The organism is Acidaminobacter sp. JC074 (assembly GCF_022496765.1).
In the GTDB taxonomy this organism is placed as follows: Bacteria; Bacillota; Clostridia; order Peptostreptococcales; family Acidaminobacteraceae; genus JABXKX01.
Genome location: NZ_VANV01000009.1, coordinates 379,477 through 395,812 on the forward strand (window position 1 = coordinate 379,477; position 16,336 = coordinate 395,812).

14 protein-coding genes are annotated in these 16,336 nt (G+C 36.3%); 1 reads left to right on the forward strand and 13 read right to left on the reverse strand.

Annotated features, from left to right (window positions below):
* Nucleotides 1-4: 4 nt before the first annotated feature.
* The 4 genes from smc to EZV73_RS12265 form a co-directional block, all read right to left on the reverse strand.
* The gene (smc, locus tag EZV73_RS12250) at nt 5-3,577 is read right to left on the reverse strand and encodes a chromosome segregation protein SMC (protein ID WP_240840610.1); all 3,573 of its coding nucleotides are present in this window, start codon (nt 3,575-3,577) and stop codon (nt 5-7) included.
* Nucleotides 3,578-3,626: 49 nt separating this feature from the next.
* The gene (locus EZV73_RS12255) at nt 3,627-4,658 is read right to left on the reverse strand and encodes an elongator complex protein 3 (RefSeq protein WP_240840611.1); all 1,032 of its coding nucleotides are present in this window, start codon (nt 4,656-4,658) and stop codon (nt 3,627-3,629) included.
* Nucleotides 4,645-5,343, reverse strand: coding sequence for a ribonuclease III (gene rnc, locus EZV73_RS12260; protein ID WP_240840612.1), 699 nt, complete (start codon nt 5,341-5,343; stop codon nt 4,645-4,647). Before rnc ends, EZV73_RS12255 begins: the two co-directional genes overlap by 14 nt.
* Nucleotides 5,344-5,549: 206 nt before the next feature.
* Complete coding sequence (locus EZV73_RS12265) at nt 5,550-6,404, reverse strand: DUF4438 domain-containing protein (RefSeq protein WP_240840613.1); 855 nt, start codon at nt 6,402-6,404, stop codon at nt 5,550-5,552.
* A 126-nt stretch (nt 6,405-6,530) separates the two neighbouring features.
* Between EZV73_RS12265 and EZV73_RS12270 the strand changes: the two genes are divergently transcribed.
* Nucleotides 6,531-6,767: a hypothetical protein gene (locus tag EZV73_RS12270; RefSeq protein ID WP_240840614.1), complete on the forward strand. Its 237-nt coding sequence runs from the start codon at nt 6,531-6,533 to the stop codon at nt 6,765-6,767.
* Nucleotides 6,768-6,787: 20 nt separating this feature from the next.
* Here EZV73_RS12270 and EZV73_RS12275 read toward each other — a convergent pair whose 3' ends face one another.
* The 9 genes from EZV73_RS12275 to fapR all read right to left on the reverse strand — a co-directional run bounded on the left by EZV73_RS12275 (nt 6,788) and on the right by fapR (nt 15,980).
* Nucleotides 6,788-7,951 carry a YibE/F family protein gene (locus tag EZV73_RS12275; protein WP_240840615.1) on the reverse strand — a complete coding sequence of 388 codons (1,164 nt, stop codon included), beginning with the start codon at nt 7,949-7,951 and terminating at the stop codon, nt 6,788-6,790.
* A 67-nt stretch (nt 7,952-8,018) separates the two neighbouring features.
* Nucleotides 8,019-9,779 carry a 5'-nucleotidase C-terminal domain-containing protein gene (locus tag EZV73_RS12280; RefSeq protein WP_240840616.1) on the reverse strand — a complete coding sequence of 587 codons (1,761 nt, stop codon included), beginning with the start codon at nt 9,777-9,779 and terminating at the stop codon, nt 8,019-8,021.
* Nucleotides 9,780-10,130: 351 nt separating this feature from the next.
* The gene (gene fabF, locus EZV73_RS12285) at nt 10,131-11,372 is read right to left on the reverse strand and encodes a beta-ketoacyl-ACP synthase II (RefSeq protein WP_240840617.1); all 1,242 of its coding nucleotides are present in this window, start codon (nt 11,370-11,372) and stop codon (nt 10,131-10,133) included.
* 86 nt (nt 11,373-11,458) lie between these two features.
* Nucleotides 11,459-11,689: an acyl carrier protein gene (gene acpP / locus EZV73_RS12290; protein ID WP_240840618.1), complete on the reverse strand. Its 231-nt coding sequence runs from the start codon at nt 11,687-11,689 to the stop codon at nt 11,459-11,461.
* 49 nt (nt 11,690-11,738) lie between these two features.
* A complete protein-coding gene (gene fabG, locus EZV73_RS12295; RefSeq protein ID WP_240840619.1) occupies nt 11,739-12,479 on the reverse strand; it encodes a 3-oxoacyl-[acyl-carrier-protein] reductase in 741 nt (246 codons plus the stop codon).
* 1 nt (nt 12,480) lies between these two features.
* A complete protein-coding gene (gene fabD, locus EZV73_RS12300) occupies nt 12,481-13,410 on the reverse strand; it encodes an ACP S-malonyltransferase (protein ID WP_240840620.1) in 930 nt (309 codons plus the stop codon).
* An 8-nt stretch (nt 13,411-13,418) separates the two neighbouring features.
* On the reverse strand, nt 13,419-14,399 hold the full coding sequence (locus EZV73_RS12305; RefSeq protein WP_255813294.1) for a beta-ketoacyl-ACP synthase III: 981 nt from the start codon (nt 14,397-14,399) through the stop codon (nt 13,419-13,421).
* A gap of 11 nt (nt 14,400-14,410) precedes the next feature.
* Nucleotides 14,411-15,409: a phosphate acyltransferase PlsX gene (plsX, locus tag EZV73_RS12310; RefSeq protein ID WP_240840621.1), complete on the reverse strand. Its 999-nt coding sequence runs from the start codon at nt 15,407-15,409 to the stop codon at nt 14,411-14,413.
* Entirely contained in the window at nt 15,393-15,980 is a 588-nt protein-coding gene (gene fapR / locus EZV73_RS12315; protein WP_240840622.1) for a transcription factor FapR, read from the reverse strand. Before fapR ends, plsX begins: the two co-directional genes overlap by 17 nt.
* Between the last annotated feature and the right edge of the window lie 356 nt (nt 15,981-16,336).

Below are 16,336 nucleotides of genomic sequence, written 5' to 3' on the forward strand. Positions count from 1 at the left end.
CCGCTTACTCTAAAATTGCATCTTCTAATTTAACAGAAATCATTTTTGACACACCGAATTCCTGCATGGTTACACCAAACAAGTTATCGGCAATTTCCATGGTGCCTTTTCTATGGGTAATGATTACAAACTGAGAATTTCTCGTAAACTCTTTTAAGAAATCTGCAAATCTGTAAACATTAACGTCATCAAGTGCTGCCTCTATCTCATCTAGGATGCAGAAAGGAGCAGGTTTAGTCTTTAAGATGGCAAACAATAATGCAATGGCTGTAAGAGCCTTTTCACCACCTGAAAGTAAGGAAATATTCTGTAGCTTCTTACCTGGCGGTTGAACATTGATTGCAATATCTGATTCCAATACATTTTCAGGATCCATTAATGCAAGTTCTGCAGTTCCACCTACAAACAGAGATTCAAAGATTTCAGCAAAGTGAACTTTAACCACCTCAAAGCACGTTAAGAAGTTCTCTTTCATTTCCTTTTCAAGTTCTCTTATCAGTCTCTTCAAGGCATTTCTAGCTTCTACAAGGTCATCATGTTGTTCCTTCAAGAAATGATAACGTTCGTAAACTTCTTCATATTCTTCAATGGCATGAACATTAACATCACCAATGATCTTTAATTCCCTTTTGATCTCTTTTATTTCTTTATTGGCACCTGACATATCAATGTCTTTTTTACACTTGATAGCATCCTCAGGCGTCATTTCATAACGTTCAAATAATCTTTCAGCGATATCCTCACGATGTACATCAAACTTGGCCTTCTTGATTTCATACTTATGAAGGGTATTCTTGATTTCTTCTATTTCATCAAAGATAGCCTTGTTGTTTGTATTGATCTCATGAATGGACTTTTCACTAGACTCGACAGATTTTTGTAACTTCTCAATCTCAATATGTTTAGTAGAAGACGCCTTGATGATGTCTTCTTTCTTAGCATCAAGTAGATTCAACTCATCCTTATATGCATTTAGCTTCATGACACCTTCATTTAAAAGCTTTTGACCCTCATCTGATTGCTTGAGCAATTCATTATGGGTGCCTTCTATTCTTTCGATAGAAAGTTCGGCATTCTTTAAAGTCTCTAGTAAAGATGCATTCTTAACACGGATCTCTGTTAAGTTTTCTCTTAAAGACTGCATTTCATGCTTTAGAGACTCAAGAATCTCTGTTTCCTTACTGATAGTTTCTTCTAAAGCCTTACTTTCAGCTTCTAAAAGCTTGATTCTATCTTCTTTTAAAGTAATGGAATCATGAACAGATTTGATATCATTTTCAATGACGATATGTTCACTTTTCCTCTTACTTGATAAGGCTATCAACCTGTTAAGTTCATCTTTAACAACTTGTATGTCATTTTCCTTACGGGCAATCTGCATACGAAGTTCTTCACTGATCTTATTGTTTTGCTCTAGCTCATATTTAAGCTCTTTTTGATCGTCTCTTAACTTTTGAATCACATCAGAAAGTTCTTTGATAACTGCTTCAATCGAAACAATCTTTTCATCGAGTTCTTCAATCTTACGTTTACGGCTTAAGATACCAGAAGATTTAGATTTGTAAGAACCACCAGTAATGGTACCACCAGGGATAAAAACGTCCCCTTCTAATGTGACTACCTTGTACTTGAGATCCTTTATCTTTAAAGCTTCAGTTGCTGTATCTACATCCTCAACAATGACGGTACGACCTACCAAGTAGTCAAAAAGGACATCATATTTTGGATCGTAGTCAAAAAGCTCATTGGCCTTACCGATATAACCCTTGATATTATTTAAAGCCTTTAAGTTCTTTTCCTGATCACCCTTGGCTCTGATTGTACTTAATGGAATAAAGGTTACACGACCACCTCGTGTACGCTTTAATTCAGCAATCATGCTTTTGGCATCATCAGGTCTTTCTACGACAAGGTTCTGAATGGACTTACCCAGAGCAACTTCTAAAGCAGTCTCATACTTTTTAGGAATAGACATCAAAGACGCCACAACACCATTCATACCAGCCTTTAATTTGTCGTTCTTATCAACTAATTGAAGGGCTTTCTTAACCGAGTGATCATAACCGGCATGGTCTTTTTCCATCTGCTTAAGTAAAGTGGATTCTGTTGTATATTCCGTTAGTTTTTTACGATTGTCATTGATCCTGACATTGTTGTTTTGAAGTTCTTTCTCAAATCCCTCTAATTGAGACTTGGTTGTAGAAATCTTTTTTACAAGTTCATCTTCAGATGTCTTTAAGCTTGATAACTGATGATCATGCTCTTTTTCCTTTTGCTTGGCATCCTCAATTAACTGGTCGGTTTCTTGAATTTCCTTATTAAGAACTTCCCTTCTTGCCATATGGTTTTCCAAAATGGTATGGTAAGAATTGATTTCACTCTTATTTTTTTCAGCTTCATTCATTTTAGACACAATGGCCTGTCTATGAGATTCACTGGCATTTTCTGCATCGAACAAGTTGCCTGAGACCTCTTCAAACTTATGCTGTTTTGTAGATATCTCATTCTTGATTCCCTCGATGTTCCCCATCAAGGTATTCTTCTCATCAATGGCTTTTTTCTTGTCTTCTTTTAAAACGACAAGCTTATCTTGGTTTTCCTTTAAAACATGCTTCAAACGCTCATCTTCTGCCAAATTGGCATCCATTTTTGCCTTAACTACATTCATGTCACCATCAATACCTGCGATGACATTCTTGTCTTCATAGAATGAATTTTGAAGATGGGTCAGTTTTTCGTTAGTCTCTTCAATGGATTTAAAGAAACCATCACGCTTTTCTAAAAGCCCCTTTTGAGAAGCATTCTTCTTTTCAAGGGTTTCAGAAGCTTCTGATATATTCGCAGCTTCTTTTTTAATCTTTTTATCAACACTTTCAATTTCATTAATAAACAAATTGAGTTCAAGCTCTGATAATCGGTCATTTAAAACCAAGTGACGTTTGGCTTTTTCACTCTCAATTCTAAGTGGTTCCACACGGCCAGCCAGTTCACTGAATATATCTTCAATACGAATCAGATTTTGCTCTGTATTGTCTAGTTTTCTTTCTGTTTCTCTTTTACGAGTCTTATATTTTACAATACCAGCAGCTTCTTCAAACAACTGACGTCTTTCATCAGGATTATTAGATAATACCCTTTCAATACGTCCCTGACCAATAATAGAATAACCATCTGTACCGATACCAGTATCCATAAATAAATCACGGACATCTTTTAATCGACAGTTGGTATCATTTATAAGATACTCACTTTCACCCGAACGGTAAACTCTACGACAAACTTTTACTTCATTGTAGTCTAAAGCAAAAAACCTTTCAGAGTTATCAAAAACAAGCGTAACTTCAGCCATCCCAAGCTTTTTACGATGTTTTGTACCATTGAAAATGATATCTTCCATTTTATTACCACGAAGTGTTTTTACTTTCTGTTCACCTAGCACCCACCTAACAGCATCTGTGATATTAGACTTACCAGAACCATTAGGCCCTACTATACAAGTAACGCCATTGTCAAAGTCTATGTGAGTTTTATCTGCAAAGGATTTAAATCCTCTCATTTCTAAACGCTTTAAATACACTATACACCTACCTTAATACACATCCTTAATATTATCTCATAAAACGACCCTATTTAACAGTCATTTTAGGGACTTTAAAGACTTGACCATTCATGTGCACTTCAAACTCATTAGAGTCCATGTCTTTTGGATAAACAGAAATCTTTTTTATACCATACTTTTTTTCTAAACGATTTAAATTGTCTCTCTTTTGTCCTACGAGAAAAGAAATTTCCTTTGGATGAACATAAACAGATACCCTTCCAGGCTTTAGAACACCATCTAAAACATCGTAATAGAGTTTGCTTTCAACCAACTGTCTAAAGGAAGGATGATATGGCCCTGCAAGACTTTCACTTAAAGACTCGCTGGCCTGCAATCCCATACGTATGACAGGTATACCATAGTGGGTAAAATGCTTATAAAGGACTGCACACCAGTTGACGGCTTGATCTAAAGTTAAAGGTTTATAAAAACCTTTTTTATAGAGAACTGCTAAGTCGGTATTTTCTATGACGATGGTTGGATATATCCTGACCATATCTGGCTTAAGAGATATGATTTTTTCCATTGTAACAAGAGACTTTTCTAATGTATCCCCTGGCAGGCCAATCATCATCTGAAGGCCTAACTTAAATTTTCTTTTCTTAATCAATGCACAGGCCTTATCCACACAAGCGATATCATGTCCTCGGTTTGCTGATTCTAATACATCTTCCACCAAGGACTGAACACCTAATTCTATGGTTGTAACACCATAATAATCCAGTCTGTCCAAAACAGTCTTATCAATATAATCAGGCCTAGTCGACAGCCTGACACCATCAATTAGACCTGCATCTAAATACGCTTTTGTTAAGTTAAGATAAGCTTCTTGCTTGGATACTTCAATACCTGTAAAAGAACCACCAAAGAAGGCAACTTCCACACGACATTCATCATAGGTCTTATGGATACTCTCCAAATGATCATCAATGGTCTTTTTTACACGACCTATATCAAATGATTCCTTTACACCTGTGATAGATTTTTGATTGCAAAAGACACAATCATGAGGACATCCTTCATGTGGGACAAATATAGGAATATTAAAGTGCTTCAATTTTACCACTCCTTAAAGCCATCTTAGCAGCTTCTTGCTCGGATTCCTTTTTAGACCTACCTTCACCAATTCCGATAACAGCAGCGTTTATTTTTACAGCTGTTCTGAATAGCTTTCTATGGTCCGGTCCTTTTTCTTCTAAGAGTTCATACTTGATTCTGTTGTCCTTTTTCATTTGAACAATCTCTTGTAAGTGGGTCTTATAATCATCAACGATCAGGCCTCTTTCAACCAAGTCGATTTTTTCTGCCATCAAGTCAAAAATGATGGGTCTTACAACTTCAAAGCCACCATCTAAATAAAGCGCTGCAATCAGGGCTTCAAAGGCATCCGCTAAAATAGATCTTCTGGTACGGCCACCGGTCAAGGCTTCACCTTTACCAAACAGCATGTATTCACCAAGTTCTATTTCTGAAGCCACTTCAGCAAGTGTCGCCTCACATACGATTTTTGATCTTGTTTTGGTCAGCTCACCTTCTTTAAAATCAGGATTTTTCTTGTAAACATATTCACTGATAATAACACCCAGTACAGAATCACCTAAAAACTCCAGTCTTTCATTGTATTCTGCTTTTCTATCTCTTAACTCATTGGCATAAGAACTATGGGTAAGGGCAAGCCTCAAGTGGTCTGGGTTCTTAAATTGGTAACCCAGAAGATTTTCTAACTCATTTAGTTTTTTCATACACTCTCCTTTCGAAGAATTACTAAATTAGAAAAATCATAAATTTTATGACCTATCTAATTGAGTAATTCAAATATAATTATATAATTTTTGACCTTAAAAATAAAGCGTTCATGCCCTATATAAGACTTTTTTAGGATTTATTTTTTTAATCCTAAGGATAAGAAATCCTCCACCTGAGTGAAGGATTCATAAACACATGTAAATTAGGCTTTTTCTAAGTACTTACCTATATTGGCTTGAGGATTCATCTGACCTTTTATAAGCGGCTTCTTCGTCGTCATAATAACCGATACACCTGGACCATGGCCCATTTTAACACAGTCACTGTGCATGATGACACCAATACTCACAGCACCTTTTAGATAACCTCTACCAAAAGAGTTGTCACAGTCTCTAAGAAGAACAATATCACCAAAACATAATTTGTCTAGACCAAATTCCTTAATGGCATCTGTATCAGCAGTCATAATGTCGTAATCACCTGTATAAGCACTAGGAGAACCTATGCCTGAACCCATTAGGTAAGCTGGCACTTCTGCTACAACATCAACGATTAGCTGACCATCTACCTCTTGTATGTTCATTTTCTCGAAAAGCTCAGGATCGATACTCATCACATTAACTTCAGGATAATCCAGAAGCTGCATGCCCTGTCCATGACCCTTAATTAAAATTTTATCGTCAATGGCCATGTTTTCTAAATCCTCTTGCGAAAATGAGATCATGACATGGTCGATACCACCATGAACACCAATAACATAGCCTTTCGCCCCTTTGGCATCTCCAGATACAACTTTCGCTGTGTTTCCAACACATGCAAATGTATTGAGGGCAGCATTTTCACTGGCATTTTCATTACGAATAGAAACACCTGGCTCTACATGGTCTCCAGCCCAACCAAATGCTGGATCTCCAACCTTTACATTGTATGTAATACCGCCTGTAGCTGGTAAAATGCGAGGATCTCCCTCATGAGTTATTCTATAATTTCCACCAAGTGGATGATGAATCTTTCCTTGAAGTGATTGCATAACCAATCTGTTTTTATTTGTTTTCATATCAACACCTCCGAAAATTATTATAACACATATATAGAAAAAATGAATTTTTTCAAATATTATTTACAAGCAAAGAATTATTTATTATAATTTTACTTGCACAAAATTATCATAAGGAGTTAAGACATGGAAGAATTAAATTTAGAAATATTAAACGAAATTTTTGAAGAGGTTATTGACCTAGACAATCCTCAATTTTTAAACTTGTACCAAGCACTTATACCTTTTAATGAGGAGATTGATCAAAGCGAAATGGCTGACTATTTAACGGAGAACTTTAGTGTAACCACCGAAGGCGAGCTGGCCGATATGGCTGATTACGAAAAGAATACTTTTGTTGAGTATATAATAAATGTCTACTAAAAAAGGATCGAAAGATCCTTTTAAACTTTTTTGACTCTATTAAAACCAGAAATAATAGCGGTCAGCGGAATCGCCATAATAAGACCAGTACTTCCTGCAACAGCTCTAATTACTTCAGATGCAATCATATCCATATTGATAATTTCTGTAAAGGACATGTTAAATGCATTGAATAAAAGCATTAGATGAAGCGCACCACCTGTATAAGCAAGTATCAATGTATTTGACATTGACCCCATAATATCTCGACCGACATTTAATCCAGACTTAATGAGTTCTTTAGTTGTAATTTCCGGATGTACACTTTCAATTTCATACATAGAAGATGCAACCGAAACAGTAACGTCCATTATAGCACCTAAAGCACCTATTAAAATACCAGCATATAATATACCCTTAAAGTCTAAGAATGACTTTTGTGGCACATAAGCAAGCATTTGAGCCTCATCTCCACTCAATCCTGTTAACTGAGCACCATTACCAATAACAAAAACAACAAACCCAGCAATCATCAACCCTATAACAGTCCCTAAAATCGCTGACAAGGTCTTTTTATTTCTTCCTACAATCAGTAATAAGGTTACAACTGTTGTTACAATGCATATAAAAGTAGAAGATAAAATCGGATTGTACCCATTTAAGATCATAGGTACCAATACTAATACAATAATACCACCTGTAAATATTAAGCTCAGTACAGATTTGATACCGTTTTTTCCACCAATAACTGTTAAGAGAATTAAGAAACCAAGTACTGCAGCATAGACATACTGTTCTCTTACCTTCTCTACAATTTGGAGAGAATAAATCTGGCCATCTTCATCTTCAAACATACGCAGGAGCATTTTATCTTCAGGTTCAAAAATTAACTTATATGGGTTTATCATTTCTATAATATTTTGTACTGTATAAACCTCACCTGTATGGCTTCCTGTTATCAACTCTATTTTAATATGCTGGTAACGCCTGTCTGATTGCAAAGGTACGTCTGGCCGTTCCTCTTTGGTTTCGTCTAATGTGATTTCAATAATCCTCGCCTTAACAGCTGTATATTCGGGTCTCATACTATCTTCATAATAATCTTCTAACTCTTGGTCTAGCTTGTCAGCTTCTTCTGCATCTGTAGCAAACACACTACCTGTTACCAAAAGTAAAATCATTAAAATCATAAGTAATTTCTTCATTATGACTCTCCTTAAATCCTCCTAAAACTTCCAAAAGAAAAGCCTCCATAAGGAGGCTATCTCAACATTATTCTACAGGTAATTTTAATTGTTGTCCAACTAAAATGAAGTTTGGATCTAAAATTTGATTGATATCAACAATAACTTGAATTGTTGTTTTGTTATCTCTAGCAATCTTCCAAAGAACATCGCCAGCTACAACTGTATACATTTCTAAATCAACAGTTTTTTCTGTTAATACATCAACAGTCTTAGGTGAAATAGAACCAGTTGCCTTGATAGCATCTACCATTACATCTCTAATTGGAATGAAAGTATCCACGTCATTTTGAGCATTTGTAAAGTTATACTTGTCACCACCTGTAAAGATGAAATCATTTGTAGCTACGCTATATAGTTTATCATCTTCAATTGGTGTACCATCTAATAAAGTTAAAGAAACAAGTCTAGAACCAAACTCTGCTTTAGGATCATAAACTGCTTTTAAACCAGAGAATGAACCATCACGTACATCTGGGTTTAATAAACCGTTTTCGATAACAGCTTTTAAATCTTTACCTGGAAGGTCCATCTTAATTAACTGGTTGTCATATGGCATGATTTCATACATGTCACCCATAGTGATATCACCAGCGTAGAGTGATCTTCTTAAACCACCACCGTTTTGAACAGCAATGTCTGTACCAGCTTTTTCTGCCATTACTTCACAAGTCCATAGACCTAATTGAGTTACGTTTGGTAATTCATGATCAAATTCTGCAGTAGCAGTTCCAACTTTTTCGTTTAATACAGGACCAACTTTTTCTTCGTAAGAAGCGAATACTTCTTGAGTCGCAGCATCAGGAATGATATCTGACTTAGTCTTGTAAGTGTTATCCACTGTAGCTACTACATCTTTAACCGTACCATCTTCATTTAACTCAATTGCTAATTTACCTAAAGATCTACCATACTTATAAGCTTGTACAATTGCTACTTCATTTACATTACCAGCAACAGTCTTATGGCTGTGTGCAGAAATAATTGCATCTAAGCCAGTTACACCTTCAGCTACCTCAGCAGCAGTACCAGTGATTACTTTTGTTTCTGAATCTTGCTTAGAATCTAAGTGAGTTACAGCAATGATTACGTCTGGTGTACCTTCTTCAGCCTTACCAGCTTGTAAGAAGTCAATCCACTCTTGAGCAGCAACGATAGGATCTCTAAACTCTAATCCTGAAACATGCTCAGCTTTAGTTAAAGTTAAAGTATCTTGGTGAGCAAGACCGATTAAACCAATCTTAATACCACCTTGTTCAATAACCATATAAGGCTTAGCCCATTCTACAGGCTCATTTGTAGCAGTATCATAAATGTTTGAAGCTAAGTAAGTAAAGTTACCTTCTTCAGCCCATTTAGTAATCCACTCTCTACCCCAGTCAAACTCATGGTTACCAACTGCAGACGCAACAACGCCCATAGCCTTCATCATATCAGTTACTGGTGCACCATGTGTTAAGTTAGAAGTTGCAGTACCTTGGTAGTTGTCACCACCAGCGATGAAAATCGTATTAGGATTTGCCGCTTTTAACTCGTTAGCTTTACCAACCATTTTTGACATACCAAGGTTCTTACCCCAGTCTCTCGTATCTTCTGCCACGTTACCGTGGAAGTCGTTGAAAGTAATAATGTCAATTGTGTTTGCTTCAACAACTTCTTCAGTTGTTGTTGTTGTTGCAGTTGTAGTAACTGTAGTCTCTTCAGCAACCGCAGTAGCAGGTAAACCTGCAAACAGTGTGAATAACATCGTCAATACAAGAACAACACTAATTCTCTTTGTACTTTTCATGTTTTCTCCCCTTTAATATGTAGATAATGTTTTAGAGTAAACTCTATTTTATATCATACTACATATTAAATAAAATCCCAATATATCTTTACTACAAATTAGGATAATGTTTTCATTACAATTTTTTCTGTCAAGAACGCTTTTTTTCTTGACAAACATAAAAAATATACTGAAACAAGTCAAAATCATGTCGAGTTCAGACAATTCCGACTACAAATAGAGTCTATTTCATAGTTCGAGTTATAAGTCGGGAAATTAACACAAATTTTCTTTATGTACTTTTTACAAAAAGCACGAAAAGACTCCTAGGAGTCTTCGTCGTACAATGTTTATAAGTGAAGCTGAAAAGTATTACTCTTCAAACTTTCTAACAATTAATGTACCATTATGGCCGCCAAAACCTAACGAGTTAGATAAAGCGTAATTAACAACTTTTTCTACACCTGTATTAGGTGTGTAGTTTAAATCAAGCTCTGGGTCTTGATTGTGTAAGTTGATTGTTGGTGGTACAAAGTCATCATGTACAGCCATAACAGAAGCGATTGCCTCAATTGCACCAGATGCACCTAATAAGTGACCTGTCATTGACTTAGTTGACGACACATTGATATTATAAGCATGGTCACCTAAAGCTGACTTAATAGCCATAGTCTCAAACTTGTCATTGTATGGCGTTGAAGTACCATGTGCATTGATATAATCAATTGCAGTTGGCTCGATACCAGCATCATTCATGGCCATCTTCATACATCTAGCAGCACCTTCACCACCTGGTGCAGGACTTGTAATATGGTAAGCATCTGCTGTTGCACCATAACCCACTACTTCTGCATAAATTTCAGCACCACGTGCTTTTGCATGGTCTAATGATTCAAGTACCAATACACCAGCACCCTCACCCATTACAAAACCGTCACGGCCTTCATCAAATGGTCTAGAAGCAGTCAGCGGATCATCATTTCTTGTTGACATAGCCTTCATTGTACAGAAGCCCGACATACCCAGTTCACATATTGATGCTTCTGCACCACCTGTAAACATAACATCTGCATCACCACGCTGAATCACTTTAAAAGCATCACCAATTGCATGTGTACCAGAAGCACAAGCTGTAACAACAGTTGTATTAGGACCTTGAGCACCTAAATCCATAGAAACCATACCTGAAGCCATGTTTGTAATCATCATTGGAATTAAGAAAGGACTCACTCTCTTAGGGCCTTTGGCAACCAACTTCTTATGTTGTTCTTCTAAAGTTTGGATACCACCAATACCAGACCCCATAATAACACCAACACGTGTCATATCAGTCTTTTCAAAATCCATTTTTGAATCTGTATGAGCCATTTGTGCAGCTGCAATAGCAAAGTGCGCAAATCTGTCCATACGCTTTGCTTCTTTTTTATTGATATACTCACTAGGATCGAAGTCCCTGATTTGACAAGCTACCTGTGTTGTGTAGTCAGTCGTATCAAAGGCATCAATCATACTAGCGCCGTTTTTACCTGTTTTTAAACCATTAAAGAATGCATCTTTTCCGTGACCGATTGGTGTCACTGCACCAATACCTGTTACGACAACTCTTCTTTTCATGTTATCCTCCAAAATATATTTAAATAATTTAAAATTATAATTGCTAAAAGTTAAGGCTTGAAAATATCAAGCCTTTAAGATTTTGATTAAGCTACTTTTGATTCAATGTAGTCTACGATGTCACCGATGTTATCAAACTTCTCAGCTTCTTCGTCTGGAATTTCAATATCAAATTCATCTTCAAAAGCCATGATGATTTCAACAGCATCTAAAGAGTCTGCTTCTAAATCTTTCATCATTGAAGTTGTTCTTTCAATCTTAACATCATCTTCTAAACCTAATTGATCAATAATAATTTCTTTAACCTTCTCAAACATACTTTTCACCTTTTCCTTATAAATATTATTTTATACAAAACCCTAAGGGTTAAATATACATACCACCATCCACTTGTAAAGTTTGACCAGTAATATATGCAGACTGATCTCCTACAAGGAATGAAACTGTGTTTGCTACATCTGCTGCAGAACCAAATCTTGCAAGTGGAATTGCTGTCATGTAGTTTTCTACAACTTTTTCATCTAATTTTGCTGTCATATCTGATTCAATAAAACCAGGGGCAACAGCATTGACACGAATGCCTCTTGAAGCAAACTCTCTAGCAACTGACTTTGTAAAACCAATGACACCAGCTTTAGAAGCCGCATAGTTTGCTTGACCAGCATTGCCCATTAAACCAACTACAGATGTGATATTAACAATAGCACCTGCTCTTTGCTTTAGCATTTTCTTACCAATTAATTTAGTTGCTAAGAAAACACCTTTCAAGTTGACATCAATTACTTGATCAAAGTCTTCTTCTTTCATTCTTATTAAAAGACCATCTCTTGTAATACCAGCGTTATTGACTAAAATATCAATCTTACCTAATTGACTTTCTGTCTCTTTAATTAAATTTTCTATATCAGAAGCTACTGAAACGTTAGCTTTGACTGCGATACCTTTAACACCTAGTGCTTCAACTTCTTTAACTACTTCATCAGCAGCCGTAGAGTTTGAAGTATAGTTAACAACAATATTAGCACCTTCAGATGCAAGCTTTAAAGCGATTGCCTTACCAATACCTCTAGAACCACCAGTTACAACTGCAACTTTATTTTCTAACATATTAAGCCTCCAATTTAGCAAGTGTCTTTTCCAATGAAGCCACATCTTCAACATTTAAGATGGTTACTTCCCTAGAAATTTTCTTTATAAACTTTGATAATGCCTTACCAGGACCTATTTCAACGAATGTATCAAATCCATCTTCCACAAGTTTTCTGATTGACATTTCCCATTTTACTGGAGATGAAACCTGATCAATCAACAAGCCTTTAACAGCATCAGAATTTTCTACATAATCAGCAGTAACATTTGCAACTACCGGATACGTCATAGGACCAAAAGATACACCTTCAAATTCTACGGCAAGTTTTTCACCAGCACCCTTTAACATTGAAGTATGGAATGGCGCTGATACAGGCAGCATAACTGCTTTTTTAGCACCTTTTTCTCTACACTTTTCCGAAGCTTTTTCAACAGCAGCTAATTCACCAGCAATTACAAGTTGTCCAGGACAATTGTAGTTTGCAGGCTCTACAACACCTTCAGTTTCAGCACATGCCTCTTCTACTAAAGCACCATCTAAACCAAGGATTGCAGCCATACCACCAACACCTACTGGTACTTCTTCTTGCATGTACTTACCTCTTTGACGAACCACTTTAACTGCATCTGATAAATCAAGTACACCTGATGCAACTAAGGCTGAATATTCGCCAAGGCTAAGTCCAGCAACAGCTTCAGGCTTAATACCTTTTTCTAACATAACCTTGTATACAGCAATTGATGCCGTTAAAATAGAAGGTTGTGTTTTTTCAGTTAGTTTTAATTCCTCTGCTGAGCTATTAAAACATAGTTCTTTCATATCGTAACCAATTGCCTCAGAGGCCTGATTAAAGACTTCTGAAGCTACTGGATATTCTTTTGCTAATTCTTCACCCATACCAACGTATTGAGCACCTTGGCCTGGGAATACAAATGCTATTTTACTCATGCTTCCTCCTAAAATTCTACTGCCAGTGCACCCCAAGTTAAACCACCACCGAATGCAACTAATACAACTTTGTCACCTTTTTTAATCTTACCTGATCTTACCGCCTCATCTAAAGCGATTGGAACAGATCCGGCCGATGTGTTACCAAACTTATCTAAGTTCACGTGAACACGGTCAGCAGGTAACTTTAATTTTTTACCAGCAGAATTGATAATTCTGATATTAGCCTGGTGTGGTACAAGATAATCTAATTCATCCATGTTCCATCCAGCCTTTTCAATTACCTTCTGTGAAGAAGAAGCCATAATTCTTACAGCAAATTTAAAGACTTCACTACCATCCATTTTGATGTAGTGTAATCTGTTGTCTACAGTTTCTTTAGTAGCAGGCATTCTTGAACCACCAGCTGGTTGTGATAAGAACTTACCACCAGAACCCTTTGCGCCTAATTCCATAGCAACGATTCCGCCAGATTCAACTGGACCAATAATAGCAGCACCAGCACCATCACCAAATAATACACAAGTATTTCTATCAGTAAAATCTAATATCTTTGATAATGTCTCTGCACCTACAACTAAGATGTTTTTAGCAGCACCAGATTCAACAAACTGCATAGCAACTGTCGATGCATATACAAAACCTGAACATGCAGCACTTACATCAAAAGCACTTGCATTCACTGCGCCTAATTTATCCTGAAGTGTACAAGCTGTCGAAGGAAAAGAATTATCAGGTGTTATTGTAGCAACAATAATCATATCTAGTTCTTCAGCAGTCACACCAGCGGCTTCCATAGCCTTTAACGAAGCGCCATAGGCTAAGTCAGATGTCGCTGTTTGATCATCTGCTATTCTTCTAGATGAGATCCCTGTTCTAGTTCTAATCCATTCGTCATTTGTATCTACTATCTTTTCTAAGTCAAAGTTTGTTACTTCCTTTTCCGGTAAGCAACTACCAGTTCCTAAGAAACCTGCTCTAATACTCATATAGACAACTCCTATTCATCATCCTCCGTTTGTACTTGAGAGGAGATTTTTTCTATAATATTATTTGAGACGTATTTCTCAGCATACTTAATTGCATTCTTAAATGCTTTGGCATTTGAGGAACCATGAGCTTTTACGATTGGTGCTTTAACACCTAAAAGAGGTGCACCACCATACTCCGTATAATCCATCTTAACCTTTAAGTCTGACAACTTGCCTTTAACAAGACCTGCTGCAATCTTAGTTAATGTATTAGATAAGAAAATACTTTTTAATTCACCCATGAAAGATTTAGCAACACCTTCTGTAAGTTTAAGAACAACATTTCCCGTGAAACCATCACAAACTAAAACGTCTGCTTTTCTTTCAGGAATGTCTCTTGCTTCTACGTTACCAATGAAGTTTAAATCAGACTCTTTTAAAAGCTGATATGCTTCGTTGATTACTGGTGTACCTTTACCTTCTTCAGTACCAATATTGATAAGACCTACCTTAGGATTATCAATACCCAAAACATCTTTTGCATATATAGAACCCATAATACCGAATTCTAATAAGTTTCTTGCTTTACATTCTGCATTAGCACCAACATCCGCCATAACAAACATACCACTAAATGTAGGGAATACTGTTGTTAAAGCCGGTCTGTCTACACCTTTGATTCTTCCTACTCGAAGTAATCCACCAGCTAATAATGCACCTGTATTGCCTGCTGAGATCAATGCGTCAATCTCGCCTTTTCTAACTTTATCAAAGCCAACTACCATTGAAGAATCTTTTTTACGCTTAATTGCGATAACTGGTTTGTCCTCGTTCTCAACAACTTCTGTCGTTGGAATGATTTCAATCCTTGATTCATCATATGTATACTTAGCCAGTTCAGCCTTAATCGCATCTTCGTTACCAAGAAGTACCATTGTACCAGAAATCTCTTTTAAAGCTTCTACGGCACCCTTTACAGTTTCAACAGGGGCATGATCGCCACCCATTGCATCAATTGCTATTCTCATTCTTTGCTCCTTCTACATCTATTGCTGTCAGAATAAATTTACTTCTAAAAACTTGGTTGTCCCCTACATTGACCATTACATGTACATAGTATTCTTTGTTATCACGAATACGTGTTACATTAGCCTTTGCAATCAAACGCTGTTCTGCAAACACCGGTACATTGTACTTGATGTTGGCAACACCTGTAATTGCTACGGGTGCATCTATAACTGCCATTGCTAGTGATTCTGCTAAGGCAAAGATATAATGACCTTTAACAATTTGCGTCTTAGTAAATACCATGTCTTTATCAGTTTCTAAAAATGAGATACCACTTTGATTCAACTGTAAATCGATAAGTTCACCAACGATTTCACCACGACTTAAGGTTTTAACCTTGTCGTGCATTTCTGTAGCAACGGACTTCATACGTTCTCTTAACTCAGGAATATTTAAACTCATTCTATCTAAACGGATTGTCTGGATAGAAACATCAAACATCTCACTAAGTTCTTCATCTCTTAAGAAAGGATTCTTTTCAATCTCCTCACTTAACCTAACAAGTCTTTCTTTCTTAACCATTCTAGGCATATTCTTACCATCCTTTAGTACTATATTTTAGTACCTGCTACTAATATAAAGTATAACAACAAAATCTCAAAAATCAAGCCTTTTTTTAGTACCTCATACTAATCACAGCTACTGATACTAGTATACCATATAAAAAAACTCCCCTCAACCCAGTAATAACAAGGGTTAAGAGAAGTTCGTTTTTTATAAAACTTTACCAAAATTTTATATTTAATTTTGATAATAAAACTACTCACCAATGATTAATTGCTTGTCTTTAAACTTAAAATAAAGCTTTTGATAGTTAGTTTCAAACTCAGTCTCTGTAGGATCTAGTTTGTAACTGATAATCGCATCCACATAAGTCTTATTATCCA